General features: G+C 63.0%; 16 protein-coding genes. 4 read left to right on the top strand and 12 right to left on the bottom strand.

Going from position 1 to position 18,826, the window contains the following annotated elements; translation table 11 throughout:
• Nucleotides 1-11: 11 nt before the first annotated feature.
• The 4 genes from FN060_RS10270 to FN060_RS10255 form a co-directional block, all read right to left on the bottom strand.
• Nucleotides 12-1,661 (bottom strand): thiamine pyrophosphate-binding protein, encoded by a 1,650-nt coding sequence (locus FN060_RS10270; protein ID WP_142587947.1) that lies wholly within the window; start codon nt 1,659-1,661, stop codon nt 12-14.
• Nucleotides 1,658-2,863 (bottom strand): succinate--glutarate CoA-transferase, encoded by a 1,206-nt coding sequence (gene caiB, locus FN060_RS10265; protein WP_142587946.1) that lies wholly within the window; start codon nt 2,861-2,863, stop codon nt 1,658-1,660. The genes FN060_RS10270 and caiB overlap by 4 nt, the downstream gene beginning before the upstream one ends.
• The gene (locus FN060_RS10260; RefSeq protein ID WP_142587945.1) at nt 2,860-3,837 is read right to left on the bottom strand and encodes a DMT family transporter; all 978 of its coding nucleotides are present in this window, start codon (nt 3,835-3,837) and stop codon (nt 2,860-2,862) included. Before FN060_RS10260 ends, caiB begins: the two co-directional genes overlap by 4 nt.
• A gap of 99 nt (nt 3,838-3,936) precedes the next feature.
• Nucleotides 3,937-4,869: an alpha/beta fold hydrolase gene (locus tag FN060_RS10255; protein ID WP_142587944.1), complete on the bottom strand. Its 933-nt coding sequence runs from the start codon at nt 4,867-4,869 to the stop codon at nt 3,937-3,939.
• 88 nt (nt 4,870-4,957) lie between these two features.
• On the opposite strand from FN060_RS10255, the gene ettA reads away from it, so the two are divergent.
• The 3 genes from ettA (at nt 4,958) to metF (ending at nt 8,667) form a co-directional block, all read left to right on the top strand.
• A complete protein-coding gene (gene ettA / locus FN060_RS10250) occupies nt 4,958-6,607 on the top strand; it encodes an energy-dependent translational throttle protein EttA (RefSeq protein ID WP_142587943.1) in 1,650 nt (549 codons plus the stop codon).
• Between the two features lie 151 nt (nt 6,608-6,758).
• Nucleotides 6,759-7,760 (top strand): ArsR/SmtB family transcription factor, encoded by a 1,002-nt coding sequence (locus FN060_RS10245; RefSeq protein ID WP_142587942.1) that lies wholly within the window; start codon nt 6,759-6,761, stop codon nt 7,758-7,760.
• 13 nt (nt 7,761-7,773) lie between these two features.
• The gene (metF, locus tag FN060_RS10240) at nt 7,774-8,667 is read left to right on the top strand and encodes a methylenetetrahydrofolate reductase [NAD(P)H] (protein WP_142587941.1); all 894 of its coding nucleotides are present in this window, start codon (nt 7,774-7,776) and stop codon (nt 8,665-8,667) included.
• A gap of 402 nt (nt 8,668-9,069) precedes the next feature.
• On the opposite strand, the gene FN060_RS10235 is transcribed toward metF, so the two are convergent.
• From FN060_RS10235 to FN060_RS10215, 5 genes are all read right to left on the bottom strand, one after another.
• On the bottom strand, nt 9,070-10,002 hold the full coding sequence (locus FN060_RS10235) for a DMT family transporter (RefSeq protein WP_142587940.1): 933 nt from the start codon (nt 10,000-10,002) through the stop codon (nt 9,070-9,072).
• A gap of 82 nt (nt 10,003-10,084) precedes the next feature.
• Nucleotides 10,085-11,269, bottom strand: a complete 1,185-nt coding sequence (locus FN060_RS10230; protein WP_142587939.1) for a lytic murein transglycosylase — start codon at nt 11,267-11,269, stop codon at nt 10,085-10,087.
• 91 nt (nt 11,270-11,360) lie between these two features.
• Nucleotides 11,361-12,143, bottom strand: coding sequence for a glycoside hydrolase family 25 protein (locus FN060_RS10225; protein ID WP_142587938.1), 783 nt, complete (start codon nt 12,141-12,143; stop codon nt 11,361-11,363).
• 101 nt (nt 12,144-12,244) lie between these two features.
• Nucleotides 12,245-12,913: a class I SAM-dependent methyltransferase gene (locus FN060_RS10220; protein ID WP_142587937.1), complete on the bottom strand. Its 669-nt coding sequence runs from the start codon at nt 12,911-12,913 to the stop codon at nt 12,245-12,247.
• Nucleotides 12,910-14,157: a BtaA family protein gene (locus tag FN060_RS10215; protein ID WP_142587936.1), complete on the bottom strand. Its 1,248-nt coding sequence runs from the start codon at nt 14,155-14,157 to the stop codon at nt 12,910-12,912. Before FN060_RS10215 ends, FN060_RS10220 begins: the two co-directional genes overlap by 4 nt.
• Nucleotides 14,158-14,298: 141 nt before the next feature.
• On the opposite strand from FN060_RS10215, the gene FN060_RS10210 reads away from it, so the two are divergent.
• Nucleotides 14,299-15,636, top strand: coding sequence for a serine hydrolase domain-containing protein (locus tag FN060_RS10210; protein WP_142587935.1), 1,338 nt, complete (start codon nt 14,299-14,301; stop codon nt 15,634-15,636).
• On the opposite strand, the gene FN060_RS10205 is transcribed toward FN060_RS10210, so the two are convergent.
• From FN060_RS10205 to FN060_RS10195, 3 genes are all read right to left on the bottom strand, one after another.
• Nucleotides 15,637-16,680 (bottom strand): lytic transglycosylase domain-containing protein, encoded by a 1,044-nt coding sequence (locus tag FN060_RS10205; protein WP_142587934.1) that lies wholly within the window; start codon nt 16,678-16,680, stop codon nt 15,637-15,639.
• A 92-nt stretch (nt 16,681-16,772) separates the two neighbouring features.
• Nucleotides 16,773-17,408, bottom strand: a complete 636-nt coding sequence (locus FN060_RS10200; RefSeq protein ID WP_142587933.1) for a LysE family translocator — start codon at nt 17,406-17,408, stop codon at nt 16,773-16,775.
• A 36-nt stretch (nt 17,409-17,444) separates the two neighbouring features.
• Complete coding sequence (locus FN060_RS10195) at nt 17,445-18,656, bottom strand: pyrophosphate--fructose-6-phosphate 1-phosphotransferase (protein ID WP_077546628.1); 1,212 nt, start codon at nt 18,654-18,656, stop codon at nt 17,445-17,447.
• Nucleotides 18,657-18,826: the final 170 nt, after the last annotated feature.

Here is an 18,826-nt window from a genome sequence, read left to right as displayed (position 1 = left end):
GCTTTTTCGTATCAGGCCTTTTCGCGGATCTGCGTCAGCGTCCGGGTCGGCGTGATCGCCTCGGCATCCAGCTTGATCTCGATGATCGAAGGTTTGCCGCTCGCCCGCGCGCGTTCGAAGGCTGCAGCGAAGTCTTCGGTCTTCTCGACCAGTTCTCCATGCCCGCCATAGGCCTTGGCAAAGGCGACGAAGTCTGGGTTCACGAGGTCGGTCGCGCTGACGCGACCGGGATATTCACGCTCCTGGTGCATGCGGATCGTGCCGTAGGTGCCGTTGTTCACCAGCACTGTGATGATCGGCAGGTTGTAGCGAACCGCGGTGATGAATTCCTGGCCGTGCATCATGAAGCAGCCGTCCCCGGCAAAGCAGATCACCTCGCGCTCCGGGAAGAGCTGCTTGGCGGCCACCGCGGCAGGCAGGCCATAGCCCATTGACCCGGACGTAGGAGCAGCCTGGGTGTTGAACTTGCGGAAGCGGTGGAAGCGGTGCACCCAGGTGGCGTAGTTGCCGGCGCCGTTGGCAAAGATCGCGTCTTCTGCGGTGTTGGCGTCCAGCCATTCCATGATCGGGCCCATCTGCACCGGTCCTGGTCCTGTCTTCGGCGGTGTCGACCATTTCAGGTAGGCGTCATGCATGGCCGACTTGCGCTCGGCCCAGAGCGGGGCTGCCGGTGGCTCGAGTCCTGCCAGCGCCGCGGTGAACTCCGCAGGCGCAGCGCAGATCGCCAGATCCGGGCGGTAGACGCGACCGAGTTCCTCGGGGTCAGGATAGACATGGACGAGTTTCTGCGCCGGGTAGGGGATATCGATCAGGGTGTAGCTTGACGACGGCATTTCGGACATGCGTGCGCCGACGAGGACGAGCAGGTCGGAGTCCTTGATTTCCTTTGCCAGGGCCGGATTGATGCCGATACCGACATCGCCGGCGTAGCTCGGGTGCAGGTGGTCAAACAGCATCTGGCGCCGGAACGAGCAGCCGACCGGTACCTTGAAGCGGCTGGCGAACTCCTGGAACCCGGCCACGGCTTCCTCGGTCCAGCGCGTGCCGCCGAGGATGAACATCGGTCGCTGCGCTTCCTTCAGCAGGGCGTCGAACTGCTTCATCTGGCTGGGGCCGGGATGGGCCTCCACCGGCATGTAGGGCTGCGCCGCGGGAGCCTCGACCTCATCCACCAGCATGTCTTCCGGCAGGGTCAGCACGACAGGCCCGGGGCGTCCCGAGGTTGCGACGGCGAAGGCACGCGTGACGAATTCCGGGATGCGGCGGGCATCATCGATCTCGCCCACCCATTTGGCGAACTCAGTGAAGGCACGGCGGTACTCAACCTCCTGAAAAGCTTCGCGCTCGCGGGCGTCACGCTGGACCTGTCCGATGAACAGGATCATCGGGATCGAATCTTGCCGGGCGATGTGCAGGCCGGCAGACGCATTGGTGGCGCCCGGACCGCGCGTGACCATGCAGATGCCCGGTTCGCCTGTGAGCCTGCCCCAGCAGTCGGCCATCATCGCAGCGCCGCCTTCCTGACGGCAGACCAGCGTCTCGATGCCGCTTTCATAGAGCGCATCGAGGACCGCCAGGTAGCTTTCCCCCGGCACGCAGGACACGCGCTTGACGCCGTTTGCCTTCAGCGCCTCGACGATCAGTTGGCCACCCGTCTTCATCGTTTCTTCCCCTTCATTTCGATAGAATCCAGTTCCGCCAGCACGGTGGCGGTATGTTCGCCAAGCCCGGGGCTCGGCCGGTCGTAGCGCAGCGGCGTTTCCGATAGCACGATCGGGCTGCGTACGCTCGGGATGACCGTGCCGTCCGCTGCCTGTAGATCAACGCGCAGTCCGCGCGCCTTGATCTGCAGGTCGTCGAACATCTCGGCGATGGTGTTGATCGGACCGGCCGGCACGGCATTTTCGCCGCAGGCTGCAAGCAGGTCGGCCTTGGTCCATTTTTCCGTCTCGGCCAGGAGATTGCGCCGGACCTCGACCCGGTTGGCGACGCGGGCCTTGTTCGTGGCGAAGCGCTCGTCGTCGGCGAGGTGTTCCACGCCGAGAAGCGTGCAGAAGCGCCGGAACTGCCCGTCATTGCCGACCGCGAGGATGATGTGGCCGTCGGCGACGGGGATCACCTCATAGGGGCTGATGTTCGGATGTGCGTTGCCAAGGCGGGAAGGGGCGGTGCCCGAGATCAGGTAGTTCATGTTCTGGTTCGCGAGCACGGCCGACATCACGTCCAGCAGCGCCATGTCCACAAGCTGGCCTTCGCCCGTCTTCATCGCGTGGATCAACGCCGCCTGGATGGCGGTGACGGCATAGATGCCGGTGAAGATGTCGGCGATCGCCACGCCCGCCTTCATCGGCTGGCCGTCCGGTTCGCCGGTGATCGACATGAAACCTGACATGCCCTGGACGATGTAGTCGTAGCCGGCCAGGCTGGCATAGGGACCATCCTGGCCGAAGCCGGTGATGGAGCAGTAGACGAGCTTCGGGTTGATCGCTTTCAGGCTCTCGTAATCGAGGCCGTATTTCTTCAGGCCGCCCAACTTGAAGTTCTCGATTACCACATCGGCGGTCGCCACGAGGCGGCGAACGATCTCCTGTCCTTCCTCCGTCTTGAGGTCCACCGCAATCGAGCGCTTGCCGCGGTTGGTCGAGTGGTAGTAGGCGGCCGAAAGGTTTTCGCCGTCCTTGCCTTCCACAAAAGGAGGACCCCAGGCGCGCGTATCGTCGCCTCCGTCGGGGTTCTCGACCTTAATCACGTCGGCGCCCATGTCGGCCAGCATCTGTCCGGCCCAGGGGCCGGCGAGAACGCGAGCGAGCTCGATGACGCGGATTCCGGCGAGCGGCGGTTTCTTCTGGTTATTCTGGGTCATGGTGTGCTGATCCGGGACGCGACCGAGGTTTCTGCGGCCGTTACGGGTTTGGCTGCGACGCGTCGTTCGCGCCAGATGATGTAGAGGCCGGATCCGATGATGATCGCGATGCCGAGCCATTTCACGGCATCCGGAAAGTCGCCGAAGACGAGCCAGCCAAACAGGGTTGCCGAGACAATCTCGAAATATTGAAGCGGTGCAAGCACCGAGGCCGGCGCGACACGATAGGCGTAGACAGCGAGAATGCCGGAAAGCGCTGCGAAGAAGCCGACGCCGACCAGCCAGAGAAGGACGGTGAGGTCGGGGATCGAGGGAGCCAGAAATTCCACTTCCGCAATGTCCCCCGCCAGAAGCAGCAGGGCGCAGATCGGGATGCCCCAGAGCGACATCTGGAACTGCATTGCCCAGGGGTTCTCACGCGGTGCGAGCGCCCGGGTCATCAATGCAAATACCGCGACACAGAAGGCGGTGATGACCGGCAGGACGGAGATCAATCCAACCTCTTCAAAGCTGGGGCGGATCACGATCATCGCTCCGATAAAGCCGATGCCACAGGCGGTATAGCGTCGCCAGCCGATCGTCTCGCCGAGGAAAATGCTGGCAAGAATGGTCAGGATGATCGGTTCGACGAAGAAGATGGCGATCGCGTCTGCAACCGGCATGACGGCGAGGGTGGCAACGAAGCAGATCATGGACAGGGTGATGATCGCGGCGCGGACTGCATGGTAGGCACTCATGCGCCACGAGAAATTCCGCCAGAGCCCGTTCCACAGCACGATCGGCAGCATGAACAGGGCCTGGAACAGGAAACGCGCAGCGGTAATCATCGTGGGTGATGTCGTGCCGGTCGCGAGCTTGGAGAAGATATCGATCAGAGGTGCCGCCAGCATGGCCAGCAGCATCAGCAGGAGGCCGTTCACGATTGCCGTCGTGGGTGCGGATGGCGTGGCGAGGCCACCGGCCTGTGAGGTCATGCTTTCCACTCTTGCGCAATGCGGAGCGCCCGACGCCGCTGCCGCGCATAACCTATATCCAACCAGGAGAGGGAAGGCACTTGAGGAAATGTCATTAGTTCATTCCGTTTGAGAGGCGACTGCGGCCCGCGCCCAGTTCACGAAGTCGTCCATCGCCTCCCGCCGGACAATCTCCTTCAGCGTTTCATGACGTGTGCCAGGCCAGATCCGGCTGGTGACCCGCTGGAAGCCGTTCCGGTGAAATTGGCCCTCAAGCCACAGGACTTCCCGGCCTTTGTTCGTCGCGGGGTCATCTTCCCCACCGACAAGATGGATGGGGAGGCCACGAGGCAATCGACCAAGAACGGTAGGCCCCCGGAACGTGAGACGAAGGATATCGAGCCAAAGCGATATGCTGGCGTCGAAGCCGCAGAGAGGGTCGGCGAGATAGGCATCGACCTCAGCGGGGATGCTGTTCAGCCAGTCGGATTCGGTCCGCCAGTCCGGTATCGAGCGGCCCCAGCTTCGAAAGGTCGCTCTCGGGAGAATGGCACTCGGGACGTCGGCCCCCATCAACGCCTTTTCGACATGCAGCACGAGCTGCGCGAAACGGCCAGTCACCCCTTGGTTGAAGTTGGAATTCCAGATGGCGAACCCCTGGAAACCTTCCGGGTGATCACTGGCGACGTTCAAGGCGATGAGGCCTCCCATGGAATGGCCGAAGAGGATTACCGGGAGGCCGGGATGAGCATCCGTTGCGAGATTGCGCATCGCCCAGACATCATCCAGGGCCTTGGCAGCGCCATCCCGCACGGCAAATCGGCCCCTGACGGCATCTGGTGCCGTCGTTTCACCATGCCCACGGTGATCATGGACATAAACGTGGAAGCCGTTGGCGCCCATTGCATGCGCGAAGTCGCCGTATCGACCGGAATGCTCGACCATTCCGTGGCAGATCAGGAGAACGCCGCATGCCGCGCCGGAGGCCGCCTGGTGACGATAGGCGAGGCTTGCGCCCGTCGGGCTTTCCAGCCTCCTGGTTTCCTCGAACATTCTTGCGCCCCCTTTGCTCGCGCATTGCTCCCGGCGCCCGTTTCGCCTAGATAGCGTCCAAACCCCCAGACGCCGGAGTATTTTTCTGATGGCACGTCAGTTCATTTATCACATGGCCGGACTGAACAAGTCCTACGGCAACAAGAAGATTCTCGAAAACATTCACCTGTCCTTCTATCCGGACGCCAAGATCGGCATTCTCGGCCCGAACGGCGCCGGCAAGTCGACCGTGTTGAAGATCATGGCGGGGCTGGACAAGGAGTGGACCGGCGAGGCCTGGCTCGCCGAGGGCGCCACGCTCGGCTATCTGCCGCAGGAGCCGCAGCTCGACGAGAGCCTCAACGTCTTCGGCAACGTCATGGAAGGTGTCGCCGACAAGAAGGCGATCCTCGACCGCTACAACGAACTGATGATGAACTACTCCGACGAGACGGCGGAGGAGGGTTCCAAGCTCCAGGACATCATCGACAGCCAGAACCTCTGGGACCTGGAAAGCCAGGTCGAGATGGCAATGGAGGCCCTGCGCTGCCCGCCGGGCGACGCGACCATCGATAATCTTTCAGGCGGCGAAAAGCGTCGTGTGGCGCTCTGCCAGCTGCTGCTGCGCCAGCCCGACCTGCTGCTTCTCGACGAACCGACCAACCACCTCGACGCAGAGACGATCGCCTGGCTCGAAAAGCACCTGCGCGAATATCCGGGCGCCATCCTGATGGTTACCCACGACCGCTACTTCCTCGACAATGTCACCGGCTGGATCCTCGAGCTCGACCGTGGCCGCGGCATTCCTTACGAAGGCAACTATTCCGCTTACCTGCAGGCCAAGGCGAAGCGCCTTGCGCAGGAAGAGCGCGAGGAAGGCAGCCGCCAGAAGGCACTTTCGCGCGAACAGGAATGGATCGCTTCCAGCCCCAAGGCTCGCCAGGCAAAGTCGAAGGCTCGTATCCGCGCCTATGACGAACTGGTTGCCGCGGCCGAGAACCGCCGTCCCGGCGAAGCGCAGATCATCATTCCGGTCGGCGAGCGGCTCGGCAATGTCGTCATCGAGGCGGAGAATATCTCCAAGGCCTACGGCGATCGCGTGCTGTTCGAGAACCTGAGCTTCAAGCTGCCCCCGGGGGGCATCGTCGGCGTGATCGGACCGAACGGCGCCGGCAAGACGACGCTGTTCCGGATGATCACCGGTCAGGAAAAGCCGGATACCGGCTCGATCAACATCGGCGAGACCGTCCACCTCGGCTATGTCGACCAGAGTCGCGACTCGCTCGATGGTTCGAAGAATGTCTGGGAAGAGATCTCCGGCGGCAACGACATCATCAAGCTCGGCAAGTACGAGATGAATTCCCGTGCCTATTGCGGTGCCTTCAACTTCAAGGGCGGCGACCAGCAGCAGAAGGTGGGGAACCTGTCCGGCGGCCAACGCAACCGCGTTCATCTCGCAAAGATGCTGAAGGCCGGCGGCAACGTCCTGCTGCTCGACGAACCGACCAACGACCTCGATACCGAAACGCTGTCGGCGCTGGAAGACGCACTGGAAAACTTTGCCGGCTGCGCCGTCATCATCAGCCACGACCGCATGTTCCTCGACCGTCTTGCGACGCACATCCTCGCCTTCGAAGGCGACAGCCATGTGGAATGGTTCGAGGGCAACTTCGAGGACTACGAACAGGACAAGATCCGCCGACTGGGACCGGAATCGGTCAACCCGAAGCGGGTCACCTACAAGCGGCTGACGCGCTGATCTGCACTATAATGCCTGCTGACGGGCCGCCCATGGGTGGCCCGTTTTGTATTTGCGATGTTCGTCAACGATGGCGGACGATTTGAGGGTTGCCTTATTGGCAAGTGAGATATAAACATATCTTTATATCTTGATTGCGAAGGCGACTGTAATGGGGCATTCCCTCGATACCTTGGTGGACGTACTGAAAACTGCCGGTGAACCCACCCGCTTCCGCCTGCTCGCGCTGGTGGCTGCCGGCGACCTCACCGTCACTGATCTTACCGAAATCCTTGGCCAGTCGCAGCCGCGCATTTCCCGGCACCTGAAGCTGCTCGCCGAAGAGGACCTGATTGAGAGATACCAAGAGGGAGCCTGGGCCTACTTCCGGCTCAAGCGGGAGGGCACGGCGGCCGCGCTCGTCCGGACGTTGCTCACTGCAGTTTCCATCGACGACCCGATTCTCGCACGTGACCGGGAGCGCCTGGCGACGGTGAAGCAGGCGAGGGCGGAACGGGCGCAGGCCTATTTCAGTCGCAATGCCGCCGAATGGGACGAGTTGCGTCGTCTGCATGTCAGCGACGCCGTCGTCGAAAAGGCACTGCTGAAACTGGTCGGACGCACGCCGGTGGATTCGCTGCTCGATCTCGGAACCGGCACGGGTTGGATACTCCAGCTGCTTTCCGACGTCTATCGCCGTGCCGTGGGCATAGACGCGAGCCGAGACATGCTCTCCGTCGCCCGGGCCAACCTCGACAAGGCGGGCATCGTGAAGGCGTCGGTGCGGCAGGGCGATATTCTCAATCTGCCGCTCGACGGGCAGGACTTCGACCTCGTCACGATCCACCAGGTCCTTCACTTTCTGGACCAGCCGGAGCGGGCGATCGCCGAGGCGGCGCGCGTGCTTCGGCCTGGCGGCCGTCTGCTGATCGTCGATCTTGCGCCTCACAATCTCGAATACCTGCGCGATGAACATGCTCATGTCCGGCTCGGCTTCTCTCACGAGACGATGGCCGAGTGGCTAGAGAAGGTCGGGCTCGATGTGCAGGAGGTTGTCGATCTTGCAGCCGACCGGCAGGGAGGCCCGTCGCTGACCGCGACCGTCTGGCTCGCCAGGGACTGTCGCTTGTTGATCGCCGACGCTCCCGCCGCCAAGGAAATGACTCCGGCCTGAAAGGACTGCCGCCATGACACCGCCGCTCCCGCCGCAGAAATCCTTCGGGCTTTCGTTCGAGTTCTTTCCGCCGCGCTCAGCCGATATGGAAGGCCAGTTGTGGGACGCCGTCCTCGACCTCGGCGCCTGGAACCCCGACTTCGTTTCCGTCACCTACGGAGCTGGTGGCTCCACCAAGGCACCGACGCTTTCGGTCGTTCGGCGTCTCATTCGCGAGACCGCTCTTCCGACGGCCGCGCACCTGACCTGCGTGGATGCCTCCCGGGAGGAGACGCGCAGCGTGGTGGATGAATTCCGCGCCGCCGGTGTGCGCCGGATCGTTGCCCTGCGAGGCGATCCTGCCAGCGGCGTCGGGACCGAGTATAGGCCGCATGCAGACGGCTATGCCAATGCGGCCGAACTGGTGGCGGGATTACGGGAGATCGGCAACTTCGACATCTCGGTCTCCGCCTATCCGGAGAAGCATCCGGAAAGCGCCGACCTTGCCTTCGACATCGAGATGCTCAAGCGCAAGGCGGATGCCGGCGCGGCGCGCGCGCTGACGCAGTTCTTCTTCGACAACGATGTCTACGAGCGCTATCTCGAGAAGGTGCGGACCGCAGGCATCGATATGCCGATCGTGCCGGGAATCATGCCGATTCAGAACCTGACGCAGCTGAAGCGTTTCGCGGGACGTTGCGGGGCCTCGGTTCCTTCCTTTCTCGACAGGCGTTTCGAGGGCTATGACGAAAGACCGGAGGATCGCGCCAAAGTGGCCGCAGATGTCGCTGCCGAACAAATCGATGATCTACTCAATCGCGGTGTGACCGACTTCCACATCTACACGATGAACCGCTCCGGCCTCGTAAACCAGGTACTGGAGCAACTGGGCCGGGCGCGGCGCGCCCAGGCGGACGCCGCGGCATAAAAGAAAACGCAGCCCAGGGGAGCTGCGTTTTCGAGAGGCCAAATTGTTATACAGGTGTCACGGATGCCAGATATGTCCCGATGCGGAGAGATTGTGGCGCTCAGATAAAGAGCATGGAAGCCACGAACACAAACGCTGCACCGACTACCAGGACATTAAGAGAGTATGCACGTCCCATGTCTGCCTCCTTGTGCTGACAGAGGGAGTGTATGTCGGAGTTTCCGCTCTTGAAAAGACTTTTCTGTGTTGCGGCGCAGCACGCGCAGGGCGGAATCTCAGGGAAAACTGAGCGAAGCGGTTGATTTTGCTAGCTGATGTCCGCGTTAATATTGATGGATAAATCGTAAAATTTCGGTCGCCGCCTGTTAACGAACGATACAGAGTGTGAGCACGGGAAGCGTCTCAGTTGCTGTGCCGGCTGCGGCGTGACCTCCCTGGGGCCTCCAGAATCCGTCCATCGAGGACCAGGAGGCCGAGTGCGATGAGGACGAGCCCAGCAAGGTCCGTCAGGGCGAGTCGCTCGCCGAGAAAGAGCGCGCCGAGGAGGATTGCGCTCGGAGGAACAAGGAGCGTGACGAGTGATGTGTTGGTGGCGCCGGCGAGGGTAAGGATCCGGAAGAAAAGCAGATAGGCGAAGGCGGTGGATATCAGCGCGAGCGCGAGAATGGCGAGGATCGCCGTCGTGCTGGGAACGGGAAGCGTCCAGGGCTGGTCGGCGAGAAGGGCAAGCGGCAGCATCATGAGGGAGGATGCGGTCAGCTGCCCGGTTGCCGTAACCGGAGCCGGTATCTGACGGAAGCGCTTGCCGAATGTGCCGGCAACTCCGTAGCAGATCGCCGCCAGGACCGGCAGCGTGAGTGCCCAAAGCGGCGCATGCGCGGCAGACGTCAAGGCGGGACCGAGCAGAACCGCGGTTCCGGCAAGGCCGGTAAGGCACCCGACCATCTTCGCCGTGGTGAGCTTTTCGTCTGTGGTCCAGCGGTTGGCGATCAGGACCGTCCAGATGGGCGTGGTCGCGTTGAGAATGGAGGCGAGGCCGGCACCGATCTCCGTTTGGCCGAAGAAGATCAGCGTGTGGGGCAGCGCGTTGTTGATGAAGCCCATGATCGCGAATTCGCGCCAGTGGCTGCGCAGTGTTGCGTAGAGACCGAAGCGCCCGCGCAGGTAAATGTGCAGGGCCAGCGCCGCCAGCGACAGCCGCAGGAGGACGAGCGTGAAGGGCGGCACTTCCAGCACGGCGATCCGCGCGAAGAAGAAGGACCCGCCCCAAATGAGCCCGAGAAGCATCAGCAGGGACCATGAGGTCGTCGTCAGGCGAGGGGCGGAGGAGGTCATCGAGATTTCCGTTCGTGTCGACAAACGCATAGTGGCGCCGGTCTAGCGGCGCCACCCAATTCTTGCGAGCGGGGAGGTTTGATCAAAGAGCCTGCAGCAGCTGTTGTGTCGGCCAGCCATCGGCCGGAATGCCGAGCCTCGCCTGCTCCTTCTGAACGGCACGGCGCGTACCGGAGCCGAGGATGCCGTCAACCTTGCCGACATCGTGCCCGAGGGACTGCAGCTTGGTCTGAAGGGCCTTCATCGCCGCGTCGTCCAGTCCCGCATCGGGATTGCCCTTCTGGTAGTTTGGCGCGCCCATCAGCCGGGTGGCGAAATAGGCCGCCGAGGTGGTGTAAATGAACGACTGATTCCACTCGAGATAGATGTTGAAGTTGGGGTAGGTCAGAAAGGCCGGGCCATTGCGCCCCTGCGGCAGGACCAGTGCCGCCGGCAGGGAGGCGACCCCGGTATTCCCATCTCGCGGCTGAACGCCCATTGCAAACCAGTCGGAAGCCGGCACCTCGTTGCCGAGGCCCGTCTTCTCCCATGGAAGGTCGGCCGGCAGGGTGACTTCCTGTATCCATGGTTCGCCACGGCGGAAGCCGAGGCTCTGGATGAACTTCGCGGCCGTCAGGATAGCGTCCGGAGAACTTTGCTTGACGTTGACATGCCCGTCGCCGTCGCCGTCCACGCCATAAGCAATGATATCCTCGGGCAGCATCTGTACCTGGCCGATCTCACCCGCCCAGGCTCCGGTATTGGTTGCCGGATCGAGATCGCCGTGCTGCACCATCTCGATCAGCGCGAGCAATTGAGGCCGGAACAGCTCCGGGCGACGGCAGTCATGCGCCAGCGTCACCAGCGCGTTGCGGGTGTTGAAGTCGCCCTGGACGACCCCAAAGTCGGTTTCCATCGCCCAGAATGCAGCAATGACTCCAGGGGGGACGCCGAACTCCTGCTCCGCACGCTGAAAGATATCTGCGTACTGCTTGATCTTCTGGCTGCCGATATCGAGACGCGCCTTGCTGACCGTTCGCTGGGAGAATTCGAGGAAAGTCTGCTTGAAGACGCCCTGCGCCCGGTCGCGTGAAAGCACCTTCTGGTCGATCCGGGCGCCGGAAAGCGCGCGGTCCGCGACGTCGGCGGGAATGCCTTTCGCCACCGCTTCCGCCTTGACGCCCTCGAGGAAGACGCCGAGGTCTCCGCCGCAGCTCTGGGCGGCTGCAGGCAAGGCGATGCCGCTCGACATGAGGGCCGCGAGGATCAGGCTTCGGACAGACGACATTCGGGTTCTCCATGCAATGAGTGGTGTCATCGTCTCGGCAATCATTGTGACGGAAGCACGGCGCGGGTAGCGCCGGGGTCCGAGCCCATCGTCAGTCGGTCACCGAAGCGACCCAGGCCTGCCAATTCTTCTGCGTTCCCGCAAAGACGTTGATGTCCGTATTGCCATTGACGCCTGGCACCACGCCGGTGGCGGTGTACTGCCAGAACGCCCAGGTTCTCGACGCATAGATGTCCTCCGGGTGCGCCGCGGTGGAGCGGACCCAGAAGTGGTAATCGTCGAAATGGCCGACGAGATTGTCCCGGTGGAAGTCGACGGTGGTGTAGATGATCGGCCGCTTGCCGTAATGGGCCTCGATCCGGTCCATGAAGCGCTGCAGGGAGGCACGGACCGTGGCGGGCGGCGGTCGCAGCTTACAGGTGGGGGAGGCGTGGTTCCATTCTGCATCCAGAACGGGGGGCAGGCGCACGGCTGACTTGGGCACGTTGCGGATGAACCAGTCCGCCTGTTCGTCGGCAGTCGAACAGAAATAGTAGAAGTGGTAGGGCGCGTGCGGAAGGCCGGCAGCAGCCGCGCCACGCCAGTTGCGCTCGAAACTCGAATCCACCCGGTCCTTGCCTTCCGTGGCCTTGATGAACGCAAAGGCGACACCGGACTTCCGCGCTGCGTGCCAGTCGATCTCGCCGTTCCACTTGGAAACGTCGATGCCGTGAACGTCGTGCAGGTGCGGGTGCCGCTGTCCGAAATCGACAGGATCGTTGTCCCCGAAACGCGGCTTCGCGATCGAGTCCGTACTGAGCGCGTCATAGGCGACGACCGTGCAACCGCTGAGCAGGAGCGCCGCCGTCAGGAGCACGAGAGGGAGCCGGTACATGCGCATTCCGTCTGCTTTGTCAGGCGGCGCCGGAGCGGTCCTGCGGTTCTATTCTCGCGCCACATAACGCCGCAAAATGCGTCCGCTGGCAAGGGAGGTCGTCAGCCGCCGCGCTTTCGCAGGATCGCGTGCCAGGCATAGCCGCCGAAGATCTCTTCGAAGATCATGTCGGCGTCGGCTTGCTCCAGCCTTTCCTCCAGTGCCCTCTGCAAACCGGCGCGGGGCGTCACGTGGAAGCGTCTCAGCCACCCGACGAGGAACGACCGGAACCAGCGGGGAAGACCTTCCTGCTGGCCGAAATCGACGATGTGCAGGGAGCCGCCGGGGGCAAGGGCCGCGATGCCGGTATCGATCGCGCCCTCCCAATCGGGGATCATCGAGAGGGCGTAGGAGATCAGCACGCGATCGAAACCATCCGTACCGAAGTGAGCCGGGCTGAAACGGGTGGCGTCGGCGCGCAAGAATCGGGGATGGATAGCCCTGTCCTCGAAGTATCGGCGGGCGCTGGCGAGCATCTCGGCGGAGATGTCGAGCCCGTACAGACGGGCGTCAGGGTAGCGGCGATGAGCGGCAAGGAGGTTGCGACCGGTGCCGCATCCCACCTCCAGCAGTCGCCCCCTGGAAGGCAGCTGCAAACCTTCGATGGCCCGGTCACGGCCCAGGAGGTAGTATTTGCGCGTGAGATCATAGATGTGCCGCTGGTGGCGGTACATGCGATCCATGCGCACGGCGTGCGAAGCATCTTCCTGCCGGGCCTCAGTTTCCGTCATCCGCGCAACTCGTAGATGTGGAAGCCTCCGTAGATCGCCGACCGGTCCTGAAGCGTCAGTTCCTGCGACCTGTCGCTCAGATAGGCCCAGCGACCCAGGATCGCGCCGCGAACCCGCCCTTCCGGGATGCTGGGCTCGCCGGCGGTCCGGAAGATCACCCGTGCACCAGGCGCCGCGGTCCGTCCTATTTCCGCCCAGAGTTCGTTCAACTGGTCGTCCGTCATCCAGTCCTGGGCATCGAGAAGAACATACCGATCGACCGAGGCCGCTGGCTTCCTGGTGAGAAGTTCGGTGACGCTCGCATGATGGACAGCCACGCTGTCCACATTCTCCCGGATGGCGAGATAGTTTTCCGGGCGGAGATATGTCGGCGGGCAGCCCTCGCTCTTTTCGGGGTAGCGACGAGCAAAGGCCTGCCAGGCGAAATAATTGTCGCGCAGCGGAAAGTGGCATGCGAGCTTTTCCAGCCGCTGGCGCAGGATCGGTGCCATGGTGCGGTCCTCGCTGCTGCGGGCAAGTTCGTCATACTGCTGCGGAGGGATGCCGAGGCCGAAGAGTGAGCTTTTGCGGCTGGTCAGCCAGCGTATGAGGGGCTTGTCGAAAAGTGGCGCGATCTGCGTATCGAAGAAGAGCCGCTGTTCGCGTAGCGAACGCGTGTTGGAAAATTCGGTCAGGTCTACCCTGTGAAGGCGGGCGAGCAGGTGACCTGTGGCGATGAAGCGCCCGAGCAGGCCGCTGCGATAGATGTTCCGGTCGAAGGCGTCGATGCGGCGACGCCCATTCCAACGGCGCCGTTCCCAGTAGGAACGGGTCTGCGGATCGAGATTGGGTGCGAGAAAAATGTCGAATGATGCGCTGTTGCTGCGAACATTCTCCATTCCGAACATCCGCACGACGTCGGCCCGCGAAGGCAAGTGACGGAAGGCCGCAAGCTTCAGCCTGGTGAGCGCGATGTGATGCAGGTTGAGATCCACCACATCGATCCGGCCGGGTGACCGGCTGAGATAGGCGAGGACGTTGCAGCCACCGGAGCCGATGGTGACGAGGCGATGGCCCGACGTCAGCTCCATCGCCGCCATGTCCACGTCCGGGTCTTCCCAGATCTGCGGGTAGACGAGACCGGAGAACAGAATGCCGAACAGTCGCTCTGAAAAGCCCTTCCGGCTGAGGGGGCTGTGCTGCAGGAGCGCGTCCCTGAGCCGCTTGTTGCGAACATAGCCTGCGTCGTGAGTTACATGGGCCATCTCTATCCCCACCCTTGGCGATGCCGTCCAATAGCCCGCGCGTGCAACAGGTAGATGACGACTGTTGTGGCTAACTTCCGAGGCCCCTTTCGCCGGAGAACGTTTGCTGCTTGCATGTCGCGGCAGAAGAGGAGGCGGTGGATGCGACGTCTGCGCCAGGTGGGGAAGATTGTCGGTGTGCTGGCTGTCCTTGTGGTGGCCGGCGTCGCGCTCTGGCTTTACCTCGCACCACCGGCCTTGCTTCGTGTGGGAGCCGGATACTCGGCCAAGATCGTCTGCTCCAACCTGCTTATTGCCGGACGCGACGCCGAAGATGTGCTTGCGGTTGATGTCCAGGCGCCCGGGCATCCGCTGCTGCGGCTGATGGAAGTGGATCGGACGGAGCGGCGGGTGAGGGCGTCGTTGCTCGGTCTGTTCGCCGGCAACGAGGCGGTCTACCGCGATGGGCTCGGATGCGCGGTGGCGCCAGAAGGCGAGGTCTCCAACCTTTCCCTGCCGAACCCGACGGCTGCGCTATCGGATGCACCAACTCCCTGGCCCGCCGGAGAACAAGTTGAGTCGGATCTGGCGATTGCGAGGCTTCTCTCTGACAGTGCTTTGACTGGCCCAGGTATGCGGGCGGTCGTCGTGGTCAGGAGCGGAAAAGTCGTGGGAGAAGTCTATGGGCAGGGCTTCTCGCCTGAGACGCCGCTGCTCGGCTGGTCGATGACGAAGACGGTCAATGCGGCCATCGTCGGCACGCTGATCCGGCAAGGACGCCTCTCGCTGTCCGACAGGGCGCTCCTTCCCCAGTGGCGCGGCGACGAACGGGGCGAGATCACGCTCGCGCAGTTGCTGGCCATGGAGGACGGTCTGGCCTCGAATGAAAACTATGGCGCTGTCACCGACGTGACGCGCATGCTGTACCTGGAGCCGGACATGGCGGCCTTTGCCGCCGATGCGCCGCTGGTGGCCGAGCCGGGCACGCGCTTCAACTATTCCTCCGGGAGCGCCGTGCTGATCTCGCGCATCTGGATGGACCGTGCCGGAACGCCATCTGCGGCGCTGGCCTATCCGCGCGAAGCGCTCTTCGATCCGTTGGGCATGGAGAGCGCGGTCATGGAAACGGATGCTAAGGGTACGTTCGTTGGCAGTTCCTACATGTATGCGACGGCGAGAGACTGGGCCCGTTTTGCGCTCTTCCTGCTTCAGGATGGCGTCTGGGGCGGCGAGCGCCTGCTTCCGGAGGGATTCGTCGCCCGGATGTCGGAGCCCAACGCCACTTCGGAGGGGCGTTACTCGATGATGCAGACGTGGCTGGCGGGAAGAGATGCGGCGGGACTGCCTGGTGACACCTTCTTCCTGCAGGGACATGACGGCCAGACGATCGCAGTGATGCCTTCGCGCAACATCGCAGTGGTCCGGCTTGGGCTCACGCCGCGGCGCGACGGCTATGAGGTCCTCCGCCTGGTACGAGAGGTTGTCCGGCTCAGCGAATAGCTACTGCTGCAGGACGTGCAGCATGCCCTTGCGCTTGGCGTCGTAGTAGTAGCCACGCGCGTATAGGCGGATCGCACTGTCGTTGCTGTTGTCGGCGACGAGCCAGGCGCCGCGCAGGTACTTTGTCGCGTACTTGATGTTCGTTTCGGCATCGAGCAGGCCTTCTGGCGGACCGGAATAGCCCATGGACTTCGCGGTCGCGTACTTGATCTGCATGAGACCCCAGTAGCCGTTCTTGTGGTAGGCCTTGGGATTGTAGCGGCTCTCCCGGTGCACGACCCGATGGATGAGGGATTCGGGAACCCCATAGATTCCGGCATAGCGCTTGATCAGCGCAGAAATCTCCGGCGGGCTCGCGGACGCCGTCCCGGGTAGAGGTTCGCCGGGTGCGGGCGGGAACTGCGTGCGGGTGTCTACGGCCTGCAGCGTCGCAAGAGCAGCCGGCTGCGAGGGCTTCGCGGCATAGGCGGTCGCGGCGATGTCCGGCCGCGGGATCGGAATCGCCGCCTGCAGCGCCTGCATGTCCGGCGTCAGCTCGTCTTCATCCGCCGCCAAGGCCTGTGTGCGGAGCTCGGACGTCGGGGCGGCCAGCGGCTCGGCGGAGGCGGGTGGCGCAAGCAGGTTCGCGGTTGAAGCGCCGACAGCCTGACCGGCCGGAAGCGCTACCGTCTGCAGGGCAGCGGCAGCTGTTGTTGTGGCGACCGGATTGATGGCGGCATAGGCAACTTGGGGAGCCATCTCCGGCGAAGCCATTGCTGCGGTCTGGATCGAGGCGACGGAAGGGCTGTCGGGTACGGCTATATGGATGCGTCCGGTCTTGGCCAGAGGTGCGTCGGGCATGGCCGCCCCCTCGGAGGCGGCTGCGACTTCGCTAGTCGCCTGCGCGGTATCAAGTGGCGGAGCCGGGGCCCCATCGTCGGGGGAGGGTATGCCCACTCGCGCCGTCTTGCCGGGCGAAGGTTCGACGCTGGAACAGCTGGCAAGCGCAGCCGTCACGGCAAGGGTGGCCAGTGCCGTGCGGCTCAGAAATCGGTTGATCGCCATTGGGTCGCTTCCATCATTCTTGTCGTCCCCGCCGCCCCGACGTCGCCGAACTAACAATTTCATTAACTGATTGCCCTTGGGCGGGCAAGATATCAGGCTGCAATACGCCGATAACCGGCGGTCACGGCACGCCGTGCGATAAATCGCGTGTGCATCTTGTGCGAGGCTGGCCCCGGCAAAGCGGGCCGGCGAATGCGCTCGAGTGCCCAACCGGGATAGATCACATGGACGAGGCATCCGGTTGCCGCTGCGATCAGGAACACCGCCTGCATCTCCATCAGCACAGCCATGTTGCCCGACACCGCTCCAGCAAACTGAACGAGCAGGGCAGCCAGCGCCACGACATAGCGCGCCGTCCTGAGGGGAACGCCCAGCAGATGAACGAATGTCGCGAGCCGCTCCTGTTCCGGGAGGTTGTCATTGGCCGCACGCGGTCCGCGGGCTGCCGGCTCCTGGAAGGACCAGACGGTATAGAGCATAAGATAGGCAAGGCCGAGCCAAGCGAGAGGCTCGACTGCGCCGGGCAGCGCCGTGGCGACAATCAGGATGGGAAGTCCCGCAACTGCGAAGGCTGCACCCAACCCCAGTGACACCGCAGGAACGGTGACCAGTGCGGTCCAGCGGCCCTTGTGCAGGGCGTAGCGGGCGACCAGGCTTGCGAGCGGGCCGGGCAGGAGGACGAACGCCAACGTGGCAGCGCAAAAGGCCATCCATGTCTCGATCGTCATTGCGTCCTCCCGAGGCTTCTGTCGGAGGTAGGGCTATCAGGCGGTCCGGAAAGGCTGACCGATGAAATCCATCACCTCGCCAAACCATTTTGCCGAGAGATCGAAGTGTTTTCCACCCTTAATTCGGGGAAATTCGATCGTCCTCAACCGCCCCTCCTGGCCCTCGTCGTGACCCGTCACGCCGGAGACCTTGTCCAGCGCACTATCGACCGCAAGGTCCACCATGCTCTGGATGAGGCGCAGGTCGCCGGGATTGGCGGGCGCCGAGCGGGCGAAGTAGCCCGACTTCTGGACCATCGAGCGTTCCGCATGGAGAAGGGATGCGAAGTGCTTCTGGAACCAGTTGCCGACGTTGATGGTGTCGATCTTCACGTGGCCGAATGCATCGCGCTTGACCTCTTCGCCGGATGCTTCGCGCTCTGCCACGATCGCGTCGAGGCAGGCGCCTTCGGAGACGAAGAGCGTCACGTATCCGCGCTCGTCCATGATCCGGCGCAGGCGGTCTGCCTCGGCTTCCAGATCGAAGGCCATTTCCGGCAGGTAAATGCCGTCGATGTTCTTCATCGACGTGTTCATCATCAACTGCTCGACATATTCATTGTGCTCGGTACGCTGGATGTACTTGCGCGCCGTGGCCGCTGTCAGCCACCCGCAATGCCGGCCCATGACCTCGTGGATGACAAGGGTCCGCGGTGCGGCACTCTGTTCATTGCTGACATGGTCGAAGAAATGGGCGCCGACCTCCGCAGCCGTCCAGGCGCCCAGGGACTGCCGGATCGGCACGATGTCGTTGTCGACCGTTTTCGGCAGGCCGACCACGGTCAGGTCGTAACCATTGCCGGCGAGGTATGCGGCGAGATCCGCGGCCGTCGTGTTGGTGTCGTCGCCGCCAATGGTGTGGAGAATGGTGATGCCATCTTCCGCAAGGCGGTCGGCTGCGACCTGCAGCGGGTTGGCGCCTTCCTTGACAAGGCCGCGCTTCACGCAGTCCGCCGCATTGGTGAGCTTGACCCGGCTGTTGCCGATCGGCGACCCGCCATAGCGATGGAGCAGATGGGCGCGCTCGCGGATGTCCGTGGTGATGTCGATCCGGTCACCCTTGAGCAGGCCCTGGTAGCCGGAGCGGTAGGCAATCAGTTCGATCTCCGGCGCAATATCGGTGTAGCGCTCGATCAATCCACCGACGGCCGATGACAGGCATGGCGCAAGTCCGCCCGCAGTCAGCATCGCCACTTTTTGTTTCGCCATCGTCTTCTCCCTTCAATCGCCTTCGGCCGCAGTGGGCAATGGATGGAGCAGAGCGAAGGGGCTGTAAAGGGAATTATTCAAGAAAAACCGATATTTCCGCCTGTTCGGCAGGTCTTGCGAGACGGACGTTTCGATCTAATCGATTCAACCCGGGCGGCGGGTAATCCGGC

It is taken from the genome of Pseudorhizobium halotolerans (assembly GCF_902153235.2).
GTDB lineage: Bacteria > Pseudomonadota > Alphaproteobacteria > Rhizobiales > Rhizobiaceae > Neorhizobium > Neorhizobium flavum.
This window is presented reverse-complemented; position numbering and strand designations above follow the sequence as displayed.